At 68.6% G+C, this 17521-nt stretch carries 16 protein-coding genes and 1 pseudogene; 5 read left to right on the top strand and 12 right to left on the bottom strand.

Annotated elements, in window-relative coordinates; genetic code table 11:
• Window positions 1-11: 11 nt before the first annotated feature.
• The 5 genes from rpsO to ACJJV7_RS03560 all read right to left on the bottom strand — a co-directional run bounded on the left by rpsO (window position 12) and on the right by ACJJV7_RS03560 (window position 4326).
• Complete coding sequence (rpsO, locus tag ACJJV7_RS03580) at window positions 12-281, bottom strand: 30S ribosomal protein S15 (protein WP_018187174.1); 270 nt, start codon at window positions 279-281, stop codon at window positions 12-14.
• A gap of 109 nt (window positions 282-390) precedes the next feature.
• Entirely contained in the window at window positions 391-1881 is a 1491-nt protein-coding gene (locus tag ACJJV7_RS03575; protein WP_405372546.1) for a D-alanyl-D-alanine carboxypeptidase family protein, read from the bottom strand.
• Between the two features lie 66 nt (window positions 1882-1947).
• On the bottom strand, window positions 1948-2316 hold the full coding sequence (locus ACJJV7_RS03570; protein WP_405372545.1) for an FKBP-type peptidyl-prolyl cis-trans isomerase: 369 nt from the start codon (window positions 2314-2316) through the stop codon (window positions 1948-1950).
• Window positions 2317-2357: 41 nt separating this feature from the next.
• Window positions 2358-2921 (bottom strand): YceI family protein, encoded by a 564-nt coding sequence (locus tag ACJJV7_RS03565; protein ID WP_405372544.1) that lies wholly within the window; start codon window positions 2919-2921, stop codon window positions 2358-2360.
• Window positions 2922-3162: 241 nt separating this feature from the next.
• Window positions 3163-4326, bottom strand: coding sequence for a PrsW family intramembrane metalloprotease (locus tag ACJJV7_RS03560; RefSeq protein ID WP_405372543.1), 1164 nt, complete (start codon window positions 4324-4326; stop codon window positions 3163-3165).
• 101 nt (window positions 4327-4427) lie between these two features.
• Between ACJJV7_RS03560 and ACJJV7_RS03555 the strand changes: the two genes are divergently transcribed.
• On the top strand, window positions 4428-5291 hold the full coding sequence (locus ACJJV7_RS03555) for a fumarylacetoacetate hydrolase family protein (RefSeq protein WP_405372542.1): 864 nt from the start codon (window positions 4428-4430) through the stop codon (window positions 5289-5291).
• Between the two features lie 66 nt (window positions 5292-5357).
• Here ACJJV7_RS03555 and ACJJV7_RS03550 read toward each other — a convergent pair whose 3' ends face one another.
• The 6 genes and pseudogenes from ACJJV7_RS03550 to ACJJV7_RS03525 all read right to left on the bottom strand — a co-directional run bounded on the left by ACJJV7_RS03550 (window position 5358) and on the right by ACJJV7_RS03525 (window position 10662).
• Window positions 5358-5786, bottom strand: a complete 429-nt coding sequence (locus tag ACJJV7_RS03550; protein ID WP_405372541.1) for a DUF4190 domain-containing protein — start codon at window positions 5784-5786, stop codon at window positions 5358-5360.
• Window positions 5787-5860: 74 nt separating this feature from the next.
• Window positions 5861-7318, bottom strand: a complete 1458-nt coding sequence (locus ACJJV7_RS03545) for an aspartate ammonia-lyase (protein ID WP_405372540.1) — start codon at window positions 7316-7318, stop codon at window positions 5861-5863.
• A gap of 96 nt (window positions 7319-7414) precedes the next feature.
• Window positions 7415-8110: pseudogene (locus ACJJV7_RS03540) on the bottom strand (aldo/keto reductase); the annotation flags it as partial.
• Window positions 8111-8145: 35 nt separating this feature from the next.
• Entirely contained in the window at window positions 8146-9045 is a 900-nt protein-coding gene (locus ACJJV7_RS03535) for a phosphodiesterase (protein WP_405372539.1), read from the bottom strand.
• A gap of 40 nt (window positions 9046-9085) precedes the next feature.
• On the bottom strand, window positions 9086-9421 hold the full coding sequence (locus ACJJV7_RS03530; protein ID WP_405372538.1) for a peptidase: 336 nt from the start codon (window positions 9419-9421) through the stop codon (window positions 9086-9088).
• The gene (locus tag ACJJV7_RS03525; RefSeq protein ID WP_405372537.1) at window positions 9418-10662 is read right to left on the bottom strand and encodes an anion permease; all 1245 of its coding nucleotides are present in this window, start codon (window positions 10660-10662) and stop codon (window positions 9418-9420) included. Before ACJJV7_RS03525 ends, ACJJV7_RS03530 begins: the two co-directional genes overlap by 4 nt.
• Window positions 10663-10833: 171 nt before the next feature.
• Here ACJJV7_RS03525 and ACJJV7_RS03520 point away from each other — a divergent pair, with 171 nt between their 5' ends.
• The 4 genes from ACJJV7_RS03520 to ACJJV7_RS03505 all read left to right on the top strand — a co-directional run bounded on the left by ACJJV7_RS03520 (window position 10834) and on the right by ACJJV7_RS03505 (window position 16439).
• Window positions 10834-12951, top strand: a complete 2118-nt coding sequence (locus ACJJV7_RS03520; RefSeq protein WP_405372536.1) for a S9 family peptidase — start codon at window positions 10834-10836, stop codon at window positions 12949-12951.
• Between the two features lie 61 nt (window positions 12952-13012).
• Window positions 13013-13936, top strand: a complete 924-nt coding sequence (locus ACJJV7_RS03515; RefSeq protein ID WP_405372535.1) for a hypothetical protein — start codon at window positions 13013-13015, stop codon at window positions 13934-13936.
• Between the two features lie 188 nt (window positions 13937-14124).
• Window positions 14125-15153, top strand: a complete 1029-nt coding sequence (locus ACJJV7_RS03510; protein ID WP_405372533.1) for a TerC family protein — start codon at window positions 14125-14127, stop codon at window positions 15151-15153.
• Window positions 15150-16439, top strand: coding sequence for a hemolysin family protein (locus ACJJV7_RS03505; RefSeq protein ID WP_405372531.1), 1290 nt, complete (start codon window positions 15150-15152; stop codon window positions 16437-16439). Before ACJJV7_RS03510 ends, ACJJV7_RS03505 begins: the two co-directional genes overlap by 4 nt.
• 27 nt (window positions 16440-16466) lie before the next feature.
• On the opposite strand, the gene ACJJV7_RS03500 is transcribed toward ACJJV7_RS03505, so the two are convergent.
• Window positions 16467-17480 (bottom strand): LacI family DNA-binding transcriptional regulator, encoded by a 1014-nt coding sequence (locus tag ACJJV7_RS03500; protein WP_405372529.1) that lies wholly within the window; start codon window positions 17478-17480, stop codon window positions 16467-16469.
• Between the last annotated feature and the right edge of the window lie 41 nt (window positions 17481-17521).

Below are 17521 nucleotides of genomic sequence, written 5' to 3'. Positions count from 1 at the left end.
GGGGCGATGCCTTATCGACGGAGGCCGAGGCGCTCGATGAGCGAGCGGTAACGGTTGATGTCGACGTCCTGGAGGTAGCCCAGGAGACGGCGGCGCTGACCGACGAGCAGGAACAGCCCACGACGCGAGTGGTGGTCGTGCTTGTGCTCCTTGAGGTGCTCGGTGAGGTCCTTGATGCGCTGCGTCAGCATCGCGACCTGCACCTCGGGGGATCCGGTGTCACCGGGGTGCGTCGCGTACTCTTCGATGATCGCCTTCTTGACGTCTGCTTCCAGTGCCATAGGTGATCCCCTTCCTCTTCGTTGCGCGGCGCCCAACACCTGATGTGTGGGCTCTCTTTATCCGCGGCCGATCGAACGGCAACTGAAGGAGTCTACCAGCCCGGGGGCGTCAGTATCGCGAGGGGACGCCGAGGTACTCCTCGAGGGTGAGACCGGTCTTCTTCAAATGCGTCGCCGTGCCCACGCCCACGTGCCGCAGGTGCCACGGCTCCCATCGGTAGCCGGTGATCCGCTCCTTGCCCTGCGGGTAGCGGACGATGAACCCGTACTCGTGTCCGTGACGCGCGACCCACTTGCCGGCCTTCGTCGATCCCCAGGCCTGCGAGATGGCGCCCACGTCGATGGCGAGCCCGGTCTGATGCTCGCTGTGCCCCGGTCGCGCAGATCGACGCTCCGCGGTCGCTCGCCCGTGCTGGCGCACCTTGCTCGCGAACACGCTCCGCTGCGAGGCGTACGACCGGAAGCCCGACACGACACTCAGCCGGACGCCGTCGGCAGCGGCATCCGCTTTCATCTTCGCGAACGCCCGTCGCAGTTCCGGGCGGAGGCCGTTGCCGTACGAGGCGGGCAGGCCGACCGACTTGTTGACGATGAGGATGTCGCGGATGCGCAGCGGCGCACCAGGACGGACCGTGGCGACCTTGGGGGCGCCCGCCGTGCGCCACTGCGCCGTCGTGACGGGGGTCAGGATGCCGCCGAGGCGGTGGTAGACGGTGGGACCGACGGTCAGTTTCACGAAGGCATCACCGGGGATGCGCTGGCGCGTCTCGACCCGGGGGCGTCCGGCGGCGGCGTACTGCGCAGAGCTCAGTCGCGAGACCTGATCGACGGTGCGGTCCCCCGGGGCGTGCGGCCAGGTCACGAGCGCGTACACATGCGGCGACCACGGTGCGCGCACGAACGACGTCGGAGTGATCGAGACCTGCGGCTCGCCCGCGGCCAGATAGGAGGCGCGGGTCACGGCCTCGCGCGCGCCGCCGGGACGGACGAAGAAGACGGCGCCGGTCCACGCAGTCCGGTAGTAGCCGCCGGGGATGACCCGCTCCGGCTGCGGGGATCCGGCGGCGCGGCGCTCATCGCGGGTGAGCAGGTGAACGGACCCGTCGGGGGTCTCGGCGTAGAGGTCTCGCGGACCCGAGGCGTACTGGCTGTAGCGAGTGGTGGGAATCGCGCCGACCACCCGTGCGCGGGGCGACCCCGCCACGCGCAGCTGCGCCGGCGTCGGCACCGACACGAGGTCGACGTCGCGGTCATCCGCCCGATCGGGCCAGGTGACGAGCGCGTAGACCGTCGGAGACCACGAGGTGCGCACGTAGTCCACGGGAGCGATCGACACAGGAGGGCTGCCCCGGCCCGCCCACTCCGCTGCCGACAGGATGACGCGCGTGCCGTCGGAGCGTGTCTCGACGACCGAGCCGTCCGCCGCCCAGGGGGTGCGGAAGTAGCCCCAGACAGAGGCGGCCGACGGATCCGGCGCCGGTGCGGAGGGAGCCGGGGGCGCGGTGGAGGCCGCTCCGGCCGGCGGCGCGACGAACAGGGCCGATGCGACGACGAGCGCCGCGGCGATCGCGGTCGCTCTCATCCGATGCGTCCAGCTCATGTTCTCGTCCCCCAGTGAGAGAACGACCCGGCCGGAGACCGGCCGGGTCGTTCTGAACTCGTCGACTCAGGCGACGTCGAGCAGGTCGATCACGAAGATGAGCGTCTTGCCGCCCAGGAAGTGACCGCCCGCGGGGCCGTACGCGAGGTGCGGCGGGATGACGAGTTCGCGTCGCCCTCCCACCTTCATGCCGGGGATGCCGTCCTGCCAGCCCTGGATGAGACCGCGGAGGGGGAACTGGATGCTCTCGCCGCGGTTCCAGGACGAGTCGAACTCTTCACCCGACACGTACTCGACACCGACGTAGTGAACGGTGACGTTGTCGCCCGGCTTGGCTTCGGCCCCGTCGCCCTCGATGAGGTCGCGGGTGACGAGGTCGGTGGGTGCCGGGTCGAGGGGTGCGTCGATCTCGGGCTTGGTGCGGTCTGCAGTCATGCTCCCATCCAAGCCGAGCGTGCCCCCCGGGTCAACGCGAGTCAGGCCTGGATGGAGCCCTGGAGGTCGAGCTCGATCGTGACGTCCTTGCCGACGAGCACGCCGCCGGTCTCGAGCGCCGCGTTCCAGGTCAGGCCGAAGTCTTCGCGGTTGATGACGGTCTTGGCCGTCGCACCCGCCTTGTAGTTGCCCCACGGGTCGCTGCCGAATCCGCCGAAGTCGACGTCGAAGGTGACCTTCTTGGTGACGTCCTTGATCGTGAGGTCGCCCTCGACGAGCAGGTCGCCCTTCTCGAAGCGGACACCCGTCGAGACGAACGTGATGAAGGGGTACTTCTCGACGTCGAAGAAGTCCTCGCCGCGGAGGTGCCCATCGCGACCCTCGTCCTTGGTGTCGAGCGTCGAGGCGTCGACCTTGGCCTCGAGGGTGACGTCGAGCGGGTTCTCGGGTGCCACGAGGGTGGCTTCCTTGACGGCGAAGTGTCCGCGGACCTTCGAGATCATCATGTGGCGGACGCTGAAGCCGACCTCGCTGTGCGAGGGGTCGAGCACCCAGGTGCCTGCCTTGTAGCCGGGGATGTCGAGGGTGTTGGACGAGTCGGTCATGGTGATCCTTCGTGTAAGCGTTCCGGAGCGTCCGGCGTCGAGGGAGTGAACGCCGGCCTCGCCAACTATATTTCCTCGAATACAAATCGATTCGTCACCGACCCCGAGATCGCGCACGCAGCGAGGGTCCTTGACAGCGCCATGTACCCGCAGGAGGATGGCACCAGATCAACTCAGCGCCCGGAAGTCTTGCAGGCATCGCCGCAGCACCGGGCGCTGAGTCTTTCCTCTCCCGCAGGCCTCAGCGAGCGAGTAGCTCGTCCCGCGCCGCCACGACCCGGTCGAGATAGATCCGTTCGTCCGCCGCCGCGCGCGGGTCGCGTCCCCCGACGACACGCTGACGCGTCGCCGCGAGGGCGCCGGCCTCCGCGATGAATCGCCGCATGATCGACGACCGGTCCCCGGGAAGAGTCCGCGCCCAGGCGATCGCCTTTCCTCGCCCTGTCGGCGTGGCGAGCATGTCGACCTCCGCCGGCGAGAACCATCCCGCCGCAGCGTACTCCCCGAGTCGCAGGCGGGTGAGCCTCGCCTCCTCGCGGCGGAGGAGGACGACGCCGATGGTGAACGCGACGAAGAGCGGCACCTGAAGAGTGCCGTAGACGGCGAAGAAATCGGCGTACATCGCCGAGCCGTTCCAGAGCGCATGCAGCGCGATGCCCACGACGAGCCCGCCGGCCCACGGACCGATCGCTCCCCCGCGAGACGCCCCCCGCCGCGCGGCGATCCCGACGGCGTATCCGATCACGGAGGTGAACATCACGTGCGCGAAGGGCGAGAGGATGCCACGGAGGAAGAAGGTGTAGGCGGCGTCCTGAGCCCCACCCGTCAGCAGGCTGTCGGCGAAGTACAGGATGTTCTCCGTGAACGCGAAACCTGCCCCGATGAGGGCGCCGTAGACCACGCCGTCGACCGGTCCGTCGAACGCCCGGCGCGCCGAGAAGTAGATGAGCAGGATGCCGGCCCCCTTGGCGACCTCCTCGACGACCGGCGCCTGCACGACGGTGGCGAACCCGGCCGGGATCACGCCGGGGGCGGCCGCGACGGCGAGGAGCAGATCGACGGCGAGCGCGATCGCGACGGCGGCGATCGCGCCCCACGAGACCGCGAAGATCACGAGGCCGCGCGGTTCGGGCTCCCACCGGTCGATCGCGCGGATGACGAGCAGGACGCCGAACAGCGGGATGAGGGCGAGGAACCCGGCGACGACGGATGCTGTGGGGCCCAAGAAGGTGAGCAGGTAGGCGATCAGGGCCGCAGCGACCAGCAGCAGGACGACGGCGACGATCCAGAGCACGACGCGACCGCGTGAGGGCGCCGGCACCGGCAGCTTCGGCCGCGTGGGAGCGGGCGGCGGCGTGGCGGGGACGGCGTGCACTGGCTGCGCGAGCGGCGACGGGAACGTCATGCCGCTCAGCCTAGAGCGGTGACCACCCCGGGCTGGGCGAGTCCGCGCGAGCGCGGCCCGGCGGCATGCCTCGCCGGAGCGGTCACCGGTAGCCTGGGAGCATGCGCTTCGCTCACCTTGTCCTTGACGGTGCCGTCGAGCCGCAGTTGGTGGTCGTCGAGGGAGATCGCGCGGCGAAGGTGTCCGCCCTTTTCGACGGCGCCCCCTCGACGCTGCAGCGGCTGATCGACGGCGGGAGCGAGCTCCTCGATCGGGTTCGCGCACACAGGGTCGAGGCGAGCTGGATGCCGCTCGACGGCGCTGTGTTCGCGTCAGCGGTCTCCCAGCACCCGGTGACGATCGCGATCGGCCTGAACTACGCGGCCCACTCGAGCGAACTCGGGTTGAAGGCCGATGCCGCGCCGACGATCTTCACCCTGTGGCCGGGCTCGCTCTCGGGGCACCAGAGCACCACCACGTGGCCCCGCGAGCTCAGCCAGTCCGTCGACTACGAGGCGGAGCTCGGGGTCATCGTCGGCCCGGCTGCGCGCGATGTGGCCCTGGAGGACGCCCTCGACCACGTCTGGGGCTACACGGTGGTCAACGACATCACCGCTCGCGACATCCAGTTCGCCGAAGCGCAGTGGTCGCGGTGCAAGTCGTTCGACGGGTTCACCCCGACCGGGCCGTTCGTCGTCACGGCCGATGAGATCCCCGACCCGCAGGACCTGCACATCTGGGCCGTCGTCGACGGGCAGACTGTGCAGGACGCCTCGACCGGCCAGATGATCCACCCCGTGGCCAAGCTCGTCTCGTATCTGTCGCGTTCGGCAACGCTCCTTCCGGGCACCCTCATCTCGACGGGGAGCCCCGGCGGGGCCGGCTACTCGCGCGACCCGCAGATCTTCCTCCGCGACCGCTCCACCGTGACGGTGGGCATCGACGGCATCGGCGAACTCACGACGCACTGCCGCATCACAGACTGACACGTGCGTGAACGACGACGCGGCGGCCACCCGAGGGTGACCGCCGCGTCGTCGTGCGCGAAGGAGTCAGTACCGACCGGACTCGCTCAGCACGGTCATGCAGTCGACGTCGACACCGTAGAGGTTGACGATCGCCGTCGGGTCGGACGCGCAGGTCATGCCCGCCGCGATGGGCGGCCAGATCAGCGCGATGAACAGGATGATGCCGAGGATCATGAGCACGACGCTCACGATGATCGCGGCGATCGCGAGGCCGTTCTTCTGCCCTGCCTTGCGACTCTGGACGAGCGCCACGATGCCGAGGATCAGACCGATCAGCTGCGTGAACGGAATGATCGCCAGGATCAGGGCGATGATCCCCATCGTGCGACCGGGTACGGGGCCTCCGGAGACCGGCTGCGGAGCGTACTGCGGTGCGTTCGGGTAGGCCTGGGCCTCGTAAGCCGGGGCCGCGGGCGGAGTGTGCTGCGGGGAGGGCTGGTTGGGGTCCGTCATGGGGTTTCCTTCGCTGATCGGCCGATGTACGCCCCTGACGCTAGCGGTCGCGGGGGGCGAGCGACAACCGGACGTCAGTTTCCGTCCACATCGCCCGTCGTCGTGATAACAGGGATCGCGCGGGTCGAGACCTCCAGCCCCGACAGGCGCGCTGGCGAGAGCTGTTTGTCGACGTCCTCCCGCGACATCAGCCCCGCCTCGACGACCAGGTCGCCGACGTTGCGACGGGTGAGCAGTGCCGTCTTCGCGAGTGCGGCTGCCGCCGCGTACCCGATGAACGGGGTCAGCGCGGTGATGACTCCGACAGAGGAGCCGACCATGAGGTCGAGACGCTCGGTGTTCGCGGTGATCCCGTCGATGCAGTTCACCCGCAGCGTGCGCATGCCGCGCCGCATCCAGGTGATCGACTGGAAGATCGAGTGGGCGATCACCGGCTCGAAGGCGTTGAGCTGCAGCTGACCGCCCTCGACGGCCATCGTCACGGTCAGGTCGGCGCCGGCGACGGCGAAGGCGATCTGGTTCACGACCTCGGGGATCACCGGGTTCACCTTGCCGGGCATGATGCTCGATCCCGCCTGCCGGGGCGGCAGGTTGATCTCGCCGAACCCCGCCTGCGGTCCGCTCGAGAGCAGCCGGAGGTCGTTGCTGATCTTCGAGAGCTTGATCGCGTTGCGTTTGAGGGAGGACGAGAACGACATGAAGGCGCCGGTGTCGCTCGTCGATTCGACGAGGTCCTCCGCGATCTCGAGGTCGAGGCCGCTGATGTCGCGCAGGTGAGCGAGCACCGCCGGGCCGTAATCCGGGTGCGTCGTGATCCCGGTCCCGATGGCGGTCGCGCCCATGTTGATCTCGTAGAGCAGCGACGCGTTCTCGCGCAAGCGGTGGTAGTCCTCGCCGAGCGTCGTCGCGAAGCCGTGGAACTCCTGCCCGAGCGTCATCGGGACGGCATCCTGCAGCTGGGTGCGACCGACCTTGAGGATGTCGTGGAACTCCCCCGCTTTCGCGAGGAAGGACTGCCGCAGCAGGTCGAGCTCCTCGAGGAGCGACATCAGATCGAGTCCCAGCCCGACCTTGATCGCCGTCGGGTAGACGTCGTTCGTCGACTGACTGCGGTTCGTGTGGTCGATGGGCGACAGGAAGTCGTAGTCGCCCTTGTCGCGACCTGCCATCTCCAACGCGATGTTGGTGATGACCTCGTTCGCGTTCATGTTGGTCGAGGTGCCCGCCCCACCCTGGATGACCCCCACGACGAACTGATCGTGGAACTCGCCGTCGATCACGCGCTGGGAGGCCCGGTCGATCAGGTCGGCGCGATCGGGATCGAGCGCGCCGATCTTCTTGTTGGCTCGGGCGGAGGCCTGCTTGACCATGGCCAGGGCGACCACCAGGTCGCGGTAGACGGAGATCGGCCGCATCGAGATCGGGAAGTTCTCGAGGGCTCGTGCCGTGTGGATGCCCCAGTAGGCATCCGCGGGGATCTCCATCGTTCCCAGGGAGTCGGTTTCGGTGCGCGTCGTTGCGTCGAGTGCCATGTGATGGTGTCCTTGTGGGTCGCCAGCGGGTGGGTGTGACCCGAGCCTACTCGCGGGGCGTCGCCGTGATGGCGGCCGCCCCGCGAGTGCCACCTGTCAGCGGTTGACGCTCGACATGTCCGCGTAGCGATCGCCGGTGGCGGGCCCGATCGCCCCGAGCGCCTCGAGGTGCGCGGCCGTCAGCTGCAGGGCGTCCGCCCCGGCGTTCTCCTCCAGCCGCTCGAGGCGGCGCGTCCCGGGGATGGGGGCGATGTCGTCGCCCTGCGCGAGGATCCACGCCAGCGCCACCTGCGCGGGCGTCGCCTCGGCCTCGGCGGCGACGCGCTCGATGACCTCGACGATACGGAGGTTCTCGTCGAGCGCCCCACCGGCGAAACGGGGATTCGCCCGTCGGAAGTCGCTCTCGTCGAGGGAGTCGACCGATCGGAGCGCCCCCGTGAGGAACCCTCTGCCGAGGGGCGAGTACGGCACGAACCCGATACCGAGTTCACGGAGGGCGGGGAGGAGATCTGTCTCGGGATCGCGTGACCACAGCGAGTACTCGGTCTGCACCGCGGTGACGGGGTGCACCGCGTGCGCCCGGCGGATCGTCGTGACGGATGCCTCCGAGAGGCCGTAGCCGAGGATCTTGCCCTCGGTCACGAGCTCCGCGAGCGCGCCGACCGTGTCCTCCACCGGAACGGACGGGTCCATGCGGTGCTGGTAGTAGAGGTCGATGCGGTCGGTCTGCAGCCGCTGGCGCGAGCCCTCCACAGAGAGCCTCACGTTGGCCGGGCTGCCGTCGAGCCCGCCCTCGCTCGCCGAGCAGCCGCCGACGCTCGCCGCGATCACCTCTTGCGGGAAAACTCCTCGAGTCGCTCGTCCGCGGTGAGCGACGCCATGTGCGCGGTCCACTCCGGCGTGAAGAAGTCCGCCGTCTCCGCCTCGCCGACGGGCACGACCGCGTGGGTGATGGTGTCGTCGTAGACGTGGACGAGATGGAAGGATTGACCGGCATCCATCCCGTTCACCGCTGTCGCGGGCCGCTGCAGATTCATCGTGTAGCACGTGGCCGACGCCACGTTGACGGGCACTCCGGCGAAGATGCCGCTCGTCGAGTAGTGCAGGTGCCCGGCCAGGATGCCGCGCACGTCGCTGCCCGCGATGACCTCGGCGAACGCGTCCTGCGAGCGCAGTTCGAGGATGTCGAAGAACGGGATGTGGCTCGGAAGCGGTGGGTGGTGGAGGGCCAGTAGGGTGCCCAGCGGAGCCGGCTGGGAGAGCTCGGCCCGCAGCCAGTCGAGCTGCGCGGCGTCGAGGTCGCCGTGATGCCAGCCCGGCACGGTCGAATCGAGCGCGATCAGGCGGAGTCCTCCGAGGTCCCACACGCCCGTCACGGGTTCGGACGTCGCAGGGAGACCCAAGAGTGACTCCCGGAGGGCGGGACGCTCGTCGTGGTTGCCGGCCACCCAGACCACCGGAGCCCCCAGGCGCGCCGCCACGGGCTCCACGATCTCGCGCAGCCGCCGGTATGCCGAGGGCTCGCCGAGATCGGTGAGGTCGCCCGTGAACACGATCGCATCGGGTCGGATGCCGGTGCGTTCCACCGCCTCCAGTGCGGCGATGACCCCACTGGTCGAGTCGAACCGGCCGCCGAGCCGCGCGTCGCCTCCGAGCAGGTGGCTGTCGCTCAGGTGGACGATCGTGCGCATCGCCGGCTCATGCCGACCGAAGGAGACAGGCTGCATGGCGCTCAGCCTACGGAGTGGCACCGACTTTGCGGCGCGCTCAGTGGTTGAAGACGATGAGCAGCAGGCCGCCGAGGACGGCGAGGCCCGACACCGAGAAGGAGGCGTACGCCCCGAGCAGGGCGACCCGCTTCTGGGCGGGGGTGAGCGGGCTCTTCCTCGCCGCCTTCGCTGCCGCCTTCGCCGCGCGCCGCTGATCCTTCTCCGTGATGACGGTCAAGGCGTCGGTGAACTCGACGGGTGCGACCACCGGGGCGTGCCCGGCCCGGACGAGCAGCCGAAGGCCGACGGCGTAGAACGTGACGACGACACTCGCGGCGAGGATTGCTGCGAGGAAGACCTGGACGAAGGCGAACCAATCGATCGCGACACTCATCGCTGCTCCTCCGAACCGCTCGTGGCCTTCTGCTTCTCGGCGAGGCGCGCTGCGCGCTCCTGACGGCGCGTGGGCGGCGGGTTGCGCTTCACCTTCACGGCGCGTCCCGAATCGGCGACCTCGCTCATGGCGTTCGCGGACGTCACCTCGTTGCGGCGCGAGCGGAGGAAGATCGCCAGCACGACGATGACGGCGATGACCGCGCCGATGAGCACACCCACCAGCTGACCGAACCACACGACGAGCAGGGCGGCTGCCGCACCGACCGCGCCCGCCGCCGGAAGGGTCAGGACCCAGCCGATCATGATGCGACCCACGGTGCCCCAGCGGACCTTCGACCCACGCCGCCCGAGTCCCGATCCGATGACCGACCCCGAGGCCACCTGCGTGGTCGAGAGCGCGAAGCCGAGGGCGCTCGATGCCAGGATCGTCGACGCGGTCGACGCTTCAGCCGAGAATCCCTGAGCGGGCTTCACATCGGTGAGGCCCTTGCCGAGGGTGCGGATGATGCGCCAGCCGCCCATGTACGTGCCGAGCGCGATCGTGACGGCGCAGGCGACGATGACCCACAGCTGCGGCTCGTGGTGGGCCCCCGACTGCCAGCCGACCGTGATGAGGGCGAGCGTGATGACGCCCATGGTCTTCTGCGCGTCGTTGGTGCCGTGGGCGAGCGCGACCAGCGAGGACGTGAAGATCTGCCCCCACCGGAAGCCGTCGCGCCCGTCGGGCTTCGCGTCGTAGCGCCGCGTGATCGCATAGGCGACCTTGGTCGCGGCGAAGGCGATGATGCCGGCCGTCAGAGGGGCGATCAGCGCCGGGAGCACGACCTTGGACAGGACGACGCCGAAGTCGATGGCGGCGACGCTCGCTCCGACGAGGGTCGCGCCGATGAGGCCGCCGAACAGCGCGTGAGACGAGCTCGACGGCAGTCCGAGAAGCCAGGTGAGCATGTTCCAGGTGATCGCGCCGACGAGGCCGGCGAAGATGATCGCGGGGAAGATCTCCAGCGAGATCTGATCTTCTCGGACGATGCCGCCCGAGATGGTCTTCGCCACCTCGGTCGACAAGAACGCGCCGACGAGGTTCAGTGACGCCGCCAGGAGGACGGCGACTTTGGGCTTCAGGGCGCCAGTGGCGATGGGGGTCGCCATCGCGTTCGCCGTGTCGTGGAAGCCATTGGTGAAGTCGAAGAAGAGCGCCAACGCAATGACGAGGACGACGATGAGGGCTGCGGTTTCCACAGTTCGCTTTCCGTCGGGATCGGGGGAACGAGGTGCCGCGGCGATCGGCGGTGCGAACGAAGAGTTCACCCTGAGTTCACCTGTTGGTTAACCGGGCCGGAGAAATCCTCGCACATGATCCGCGCGCGCATAACCCGAGCCCGGATGGACCCGGTCCGTTAGCGTGGTGACGTGACTTCTGACGCCCTCTGCCCGCCCGTCGCCGACCCCCGCCCCTCGACCCGCACGCACCACGGTGACGCTGTCGAAGACCGCTACGAGTGGCTGCGGGCGAAAGAGGATGCCGATGTGCTCGCCCATCTCGAGGCCGAGAACGCGTACACCGATGCGCGCACGGCGCACCTGGAGCCGCTCCGCGCCCGGATCTTCGAGGAGATCAAGGGTCGGACGCTCGAGACCGACCTCTCCGTCCCCTCCCGGCGAGGCGACTGGTGGTACTACGGCCGCACGCTCGAAGGTCAGCAGTACGGCATCCACTGCCGCGCCCCGATCTCGGATCCGGACGACTGGACCCCGCCGCTCCTCTCCCCCGACGCCGACGTGCCCGGCGAACAGGTGCTGCTCGACGGCAACGTCGAGGCGGGCGAGCACGAGTTCTTCTCCCTCGGCAGCCTCGACATCACGACCGATGGCTCTCGTATGCTCTACGCGGTCGACGTCTCGGGCGATGAGCGCTACACGATCCGCGTGCGCGACCTCACGACCGGCGAAGACCTGGGCGACGTGATCGAGAAGACGTTCTCCGGCGCCGTGTTCTCGCCCGACGGCCGTTACATCGTCTACACGACGGTCGACGACGCCTGGCGTCCCGACACCGTGTGGCTCCACGAGGTCGGCACCGATGCGGCATCCGATCGAGTGATCTTCACCGAGCCCGACGAGCGGTACTGGGTGGGCGCCGGCTTCACCCGCAGCGATCGCTTCCTGGTGATCGGCGTCGGGTCCTCCATCACGTCCGAGGAGTTCCTCGTCGACGCCGACGACCTCACGGCGCAGCCGCGGTCCGTCTGGCCGCGCCGCGACGGCGTCGAGTACTCGCTCACCCACGCGGTCGTCGACGGCGAGGACGTGCTCTACATCCTTCACAACGATGGAGCGCTCGATTTCGAGCTCGTCCGCGTCGCGGCATCCGATCCCACCGGCGAGCGCCGCGTCGTGCTGCCGCACGAGCCGGGACGCCGCCTCCTCGACGTCTCGGCGTACCGCGACTGGGCCGTAACCGAGTACCGCCGCGACGGGCTCGCCCGGGTGGCGATCCTCGATTACTCGACGGATGCCGTCGCCGAGATCGATTTCGACGAGGAGCTGTACGACGTCGGTGCGTCGGGGTCGTCCGAGTGGGCACCCCCGGTGATCCGTCTGGCGTACGCGTCGTTCGTCACGCCGAGCACGGTCTACGACTACGACGTCGCCCGCGGCGAGCTCCTGCTCCGCAAGCGCCAGCCCGTCCTCGGCGGCTACGACGCCATGGAGTACGGCCAGGAGCGGGTGTGGGCCGTGGCCGACGACGGTACGCGGATCCCCGTCTCCGTCGTGTGGAAGCGCTCGTTCGGAGAGCCTGGCACGTCGCCGCGCGCGCTCCACCTGTACGGCTACGGCTCCTACGAGCACTCGATCGAGCCCGGCTTCTCGGTCGGACGCCTGTCGATGCTCGACCGCGGTGTGATCTTCGCGATCGCCCACGTCCGCGGCGGCGGAGAGATGGGCCGGCAGTGGTACGAGGAGGGCAAAATCCTCCACAAGCGCAACACCTTCACGGACTTCGTCTCCGTCGGACGCGATCTCGTCGCTCGCGGGTACACCTCCCCCGATCGCCTGGCCGCCGAGGGCGGCTCGGCCGGCGGACTCCTCATGGGGGCGGTCGCCAACCTCGCACCCGACCTGTTCGCGGGGATCGTCGCGGGCGTGCCATTCGTCGACGCGCTCACGACGATTCTCGACCCCTCCCTTCCGCTGACGGTGATCGAGTGGGATGAATGGGGCGACCCGCTCCACAACCCCGAGGTGTACGCGTACATGAAGTCGTATTCGCCGTACGAGAACGTCCAGGAAGGGGTCGTGTATCCGCGGATCCTGGCTGTTACCTCGCTGAACGACACCCGCGTGTTCTACGTCGAGCCTGCCAAGTGGGTCGCGCGCCTTCGCGAGGTCGGCGCCGATGCGCTGCTCAAGTGCGAGATGGTCGCCGGCCACGGCGGTGTGAGCGGCCGCTACAACTCCTGGCGCGAGCGAGCGTTCGAACTCGCGTGGCTCCTCGACGTCATGGGAGTGGCGGCCGACGAGAGCTGATCCACGAGACCTGGTCGCCCGCGTGGGTCCCGGAGCGACCGTCCACGGATACGATCACCCCATGTCCACCGAACGGTTCCACGCCTCCGTGCGCATCGACCTCGACCTGATCTGCTCGCATCCCGAGGATCTGATGCGCAGCGCCCGGCAGAGCGGGCGCGGACGACACGCAGATGCAGAGGACGCGCTCCTGTCGCTCATCGACGTGGGTGTCGCCCCCGTGGCGCAGCACGTGGCGGGAGTCGGCTCGGTGCAGTCGTCGATCGTGCGATCGGACTGGCGGGACGCGCGGGACAGCAAGCTCACCCGCACCTCCGACGACGCCGAGGTCGCCCGCACCGGTTCGCGCCTCAGCGGAATCGACTGGGCCCTCAACGAGCTCTTCGCGGAAGATCTGGAGCCCTCGCAGGAGGCCGACAGCCTCCGCCAGCGGACCCTCCTCAAGGGCCTCCTCTGGAATGCATCCGTCGCGATCGTCGAGTGCCTGTTCGCCGACCTCGTCACCCTTGCGGAGCGTCACGATGATCCGGCGGCGTGGCGGGACACGCACGTCCTCTCCCGGATGCCGTCGCGGTTCGCCCCGCACTACGATCGCGCCTTCACGCAGAAGTTCCTCGCAGCAACGATCGAAGTGACCTCGCGGTTCGCCGCCGCCTGGGTGTACCCGCAGTCGGTCGCCCACGAGCTCGCCCTGAAGCTCGTCCTCGACGAGGCCGAGGGGAATGCGAAGGACCTCGACGAGGCGCTCCCGTACACATGGCGAGAGCACCTCGACGACGTCCTGTTCCAGGATCTCGACGTGGAACGGCTGTATGTGGCGCCCCAGGATGTGTCCGAGGGTGTCGACCATGACGCGATCCCGGTGCCGCCGCTGGACTTCGACAGCTGGTTCATCCCCTATGTGAACGCGAGTCCCTCGGTTCCGTATGCGAACGACGAGATCAAGGAGCCCGTCGACCACGAGCGTGACCCGCGCCTGGTCTGATCGGCGAGCGCTCGGCACCTTCTCAGGAACGGCATCAGGACCTCCCCTACGATCGGTGTTTCCAGAGGGAGTACTCCACCACGGTCGGCTCGTCAATACGGATGCATCGCATTCCGGGCCACCGGTCCCGTTCCGCGGGATGGAGAAGACTCTGGCGCAGACCCGTCTCGCCACACAGGAGTACAACCTTGAATATCACCCCTCTGATCTGGGGCATTACGATCGCGGTCACGATCGCGTTCTTCGTCTACGAGTTCTTCGCCCACGTGCGGAAGCCGCACGAGCCGTCCATCGGCGAGTCGGCTCGCTGGTCGGCCTTCTACATCGGTCTCGCGCTGCTGTTCGGCGTCGGGATCGGCATGGTGTCGGGATGGAGGTACGGCGGTGAGTACTTCGCCGGCTACTTGACCGAGAAGGCGCTGTCCGTCGACAACCTCTTCGTCTTCCTGATCGTCATGACCGGGTTCGCCGTCCCGAAGATCTATCAGCAGAAAGTGCTGATGATCGGCATCGTCATCGCACTGATCATGCGCGGTGGTTTCATCGCGATCGGTGCGGCCCTCATCGCCAACTTCTCCTGGGTCTTCTACATCTTCGGCGCCCTCCTCCTCTTCCTCGCGTACCGCCAGGCGTTCGCCCACGGTGAGTCCGACCCGGCCAACGGCCGCTTCATGAAGTTCGTCCGCCGCCACCTCCCGGTGACCGACGACTACCACGAAGACAAGCTCACGGTGAAGAAGAACGGCCGACGGTTCGTCACGCCGATGCTCCTCGTCATCATCACGATCGGTTTCGTCGACCTGATCTTCGCGGTCGACTCGATCCCCGCGATCTACGGTCTGACCGAAGAGGCGTACATCGTCTTCACGGCCAACGCATTCGCCCTCATGGGCCTGCGCCAGCTGTACTTCCTCATCGGCGGCCTCCTCGAGCGCCTCGTGTACCTCGCCCAGGGCCTGGCCGTCATCCTCGCCTTCATCGGCGTGAAGCTCGTCCTCCACGCGATGCACGTCAACGAGCTGCCGTTCATCAACAACGGCGAGCCGATGCTGTGGGCTCCGGAGATCCCGATCTGGCTCTCGCTACTCGTGATCCTCGCGACCATCACGGTCGCCACCATCGCGAGTCTCTACAAGACCCGCAACGACCGCCCCAAGAAGAACCGCGATGAGATCCGCGGCGAGGAGATCACGACGGCCGAGGACTCGCCGCGATGAGCGGCGATCTCCTCTGGAACATCGCACTCGTCTTCATCTTCGTCCTCGTCGGCGGCGTCTTCGCTGCCACGGAGATGGCGCTGGTCACTCTTCGTGAGAGTCAGATCAACGCCATCTCCGCCCGCGGGAAGCGGGGGGAGAAGGTCGCCGCGCTCGCGCGGAACCCGAACACCTTCCTTTCCGCCGTTCAGATCGGTGTCACCGTCGCCGGCTTCGCGTCGGCGGCGTACGGCGCCACCTCGATCGCACCCTCGGTCGCCCCCCTCTTCGTCGTCTGGGGGGCGGCCGAGCCGCTCGCGCTCACGATCGCGACGCTCGTCCTCACGCTGATGATCGCGTACCTCTCCCTCGTGCTCGGTGAGCTCGTGCCCAAGCGACTCGCCATCCAGCGGAACGTTCAGTTCGCCTACGCGATCGCGCCCATCCTCGACCGGTTCGCCCTCGTGATGCGACCGGTGATCTGGCTGCTGTCGGTGTCGACCAACGCGCTGGTGCGCCTGCTCGGCGGCGATCCGCACAAGGCGAGCGAGCAGCTGAGCGATGAAGAGGTCCGTGACATCGTCGCGACCCACGAAGGTCTTCCCGAGGACGAGCGGCGCATCCTCGACGATGTGCTGTCGCTCCGCGGCCGGCAGATCAGCGAGGTCATGCGACCCCGCCCCGAGGTGACGGCACTGGACGAAACGGCGACGATCGCCGAGGCCGTCCTCCAGGTGCGGGAGCTCCCGTTCTCGCGGTACCCGGTCGCCGATCAGTCGATCGACGACATCACCGGTTTCGTGCATGTCCGCGACCTGTTCGAGCTCGTCGCGGTGGAGCCGGAATCGTCGCTGACGCGCGTCCTCCGCCCGATCTCCTACTTCCCGTCGACGGCGCGGGTTCTGCCCACCCTGACGCGCATGCGCGCGGAGGGCCACCAGATCGCAGTCGTCGTCGATGAGTACGGCGGCACCGACGGCATCGTCACGCTCGAGGACCTGGTCGAGGAGGTCGTCGGCGAGATCTTCGACGAGTACGACCCCGCCGCCGTGCCCGCCTCGGCCGAAGGCCTCGTCGACGGGCGGTTGAACCTGCAGGAGTTCGAGGAGCGCACCGGCGTGGAGCTCCCCCGCGGCTCGTCCGACACGGTGGCCGGCTTCGTGACCGAACGTCTCGGACGCCTCGCCGTGACCGGCGACACGGTGGATGTCAACGGGGCGGTCATCCAGGTGACCGCGATGGATCGCCGACGCATCGCCGAAGTTCGCGTGTCACCTCGAACCGACACCGACGAGACCCCCGACTGAGCCTGGCCCCTCCGCCGACGAGCCGGGTCAGCCGATCGACGGTGGCGCGGTCGATTCCCGCCAGACGACGCCCGTCAGCAAGGGCTCGGGCTCCCCGGAGGGCGCGTTCGAGCGCACCGCTGCGATGAGACGGCGCATCGCGTTGCGCCCGAGACCTTCGAGGTCCACGTCGACCGTCGTCAGGCTCGGCACGCCGAACTGCCCGAGCACGTGATTGTCCCAGCCCGTGACGCTGAGATCTCCGGGCACGGTCCATCCGCGTTCCCACGCGCCCCGGATGACACCGGCTGCGACCACGTCGTTCGCGGCGATCACGGCGGTCGGACGGTGCCGTTCATCCATCGCGCGAACCGCGCGGATTCCCGATTCACCGCTCCAGTCACCCTCGTACACCGCTGTCACCTCGAGTCCGGCCTCCTGCACCGCGCGAGTGAAGGTGTCGGCGCGAGCTCGCGCCGAGGCGAACTGGGGCGCTCCTGCCACATGGGCGAAACGGGTGTGGCCCTGGGCCGCGAGGCCCGCGACGAGCTCGACGACAGGCGAGGCGTCGGCCAAGGCGCTCACACCGCGCATCTCCTCGTCGAAGTCGTCGCTGACGACGACCGGCACCGCGGTGTGCGCGGCCGACGACGACCCCGCAAGCGGCGACAGAGACAGCACGCCCTCCACCTGACCTGAATCGGCCAGCTCCAGCGCGCGCTGCGTGCGCTCCGCCGCGCCGCCGACGCTCACCACCTCGATCCCGAAGCCGGCCTCCGCCGCAGCGGCGGCCGCCCCGGCCACCATGCGCGCCGGGTCGTACGTCATGCGCGGCAGAACGACGGCAAGGCGTCCGGTTCGGCGGGTCCGCATCGAGCGGGCAACCAGGTTCGGCCGGTAGTTGAGCTCGTTCACCGCGCGGTCGATGCTCTCCCTCGTCGCCGGACGGAGGCCGCCTTCCGCGCGGAGATATCGGGAGACCGTCTGATGCGAGACCCCCGCCAGCCGCGCGACCTCCATCATGGTCGGTCGCTTCGCGTCTCGCGGCTGAGCCTCGGTCATGTCCTGCATCCCTTCGACGGCTCGGAGCGTCGCCGATGTGT

This window comes from Microbacterium sp. Ld4 (genome assembly GCF_045066555.1).
Lineage (GTDB): Bacteria > Actinomycetota > Actinomycetes > Actinomycetales > Microbacteriaceae > Microbacterium.
Note: the sequence above shows the minus strand (reverse complement) of the source record. Positions and strands in the feature narration are given on the sequence as shown.

What these genes read in the sequence shown, in the direction of transcription:
- rpsO (WP_018187174.1), bottom strand. Translation starts at nt 281, where the DNA reads ATGGCACTGGAAGCAGACGTCAAGAAGGCGATCATCGAAGAGTACGCG.
- ACJJV7_RS03575 (WP_405372546.1), bottom strand. Translation starts at nt 1,881, where the DNA reads ATGAGCTGGACGCATCGGATGAGAGCGACCGCGATCGCCGCGGCGCTC.
- ACJJV7_RS03570 (WP_405372545.1), bottom strand. Translation starts at nt 2,316, where the DNA reads ATGACTGCAGACCGCACCAAGCCCGAGATCGACGCACCCCTCGACCCG.
- ACJJV7_RS03565 (WP_405372544.1), bottom strand. Translation starts at nt 2,921, where the DNA reads ATGACCGACTCGTCCAACACCCTCGACATCCCCGGCTACAAGGCAGGC.
- ACJJV7_RS03560 (WP_405372543.1), bottom strand. Translation starts at nt 4,326, where the DNA reads ATGACGTTCCCGTCGCCGCTCGCGCAGCCAGTGCACGCCGTCCCCGCC.
- ACJJV7_RS03555 (WP_405372542.1), top strand. Translation starts at nt 4,428, where the DNA reads ATGCGCTTCGCTCACCTTGTCCTTGACGGTGCCGTCGAGCCGCAGTTG.
- ACJJV7_RS03550 (WP_405372541.1), bottom strand. Translation starts at nt 5,786, where the DNA reads ATGACGGACCCCAACCAGCCCTCCCCGCAGCACACTCCGCCCGCGGCC.
- ACJJV7_RS03545 (WP_405372540.1), bottom strand. Translation starts at nt 7,318, where the DNA reads ATGGCACTCGACGCAACGACGCGCACCGAAACCGACTCCCTGGGAACG.
- ACJJV7_RS03535 (WP_405372539.1), bottom strand. Translation starts at nt 9,045, where the DNA reads ATGCAGCCTGTCTCCTTCGGTCGGCATGAGCCGGCGATGCGCACGATC.
- ACJJV7_RS03530 (WP_405372538.1), bottom strand. Translation starts at nt 9,421, where the DNA reads ATGAGTGTCGCGATCGATTGGTTCGCCTTCGTCCAGGTCTTCCTCGCA.
- ACJJV7_RS03515 (WP_405372535.1), top strand. Translation starts at nt 13,013, where the DNA reads ATGTCCACCGAACGGTTCCACGCCTCCGTGCGCATCGACCTCGACCTG.
- ACJJV7_RS03505 (WP_405372531.1), top strand. Translation starts at nt 15,150, where the DNA reads ATGAGCGGCGATCTCCTCTGGAACATCGCACTCGTCTTCATCTTCGTC.
- ACJJV7_RS03500 (WP_405372529.1), bottom strand. Translation starts at nt 17,480, where the DNA reads ATGACCGAGGCTCAGCCGCGAGACGCGAAGCGACCGACCATGATGGAG.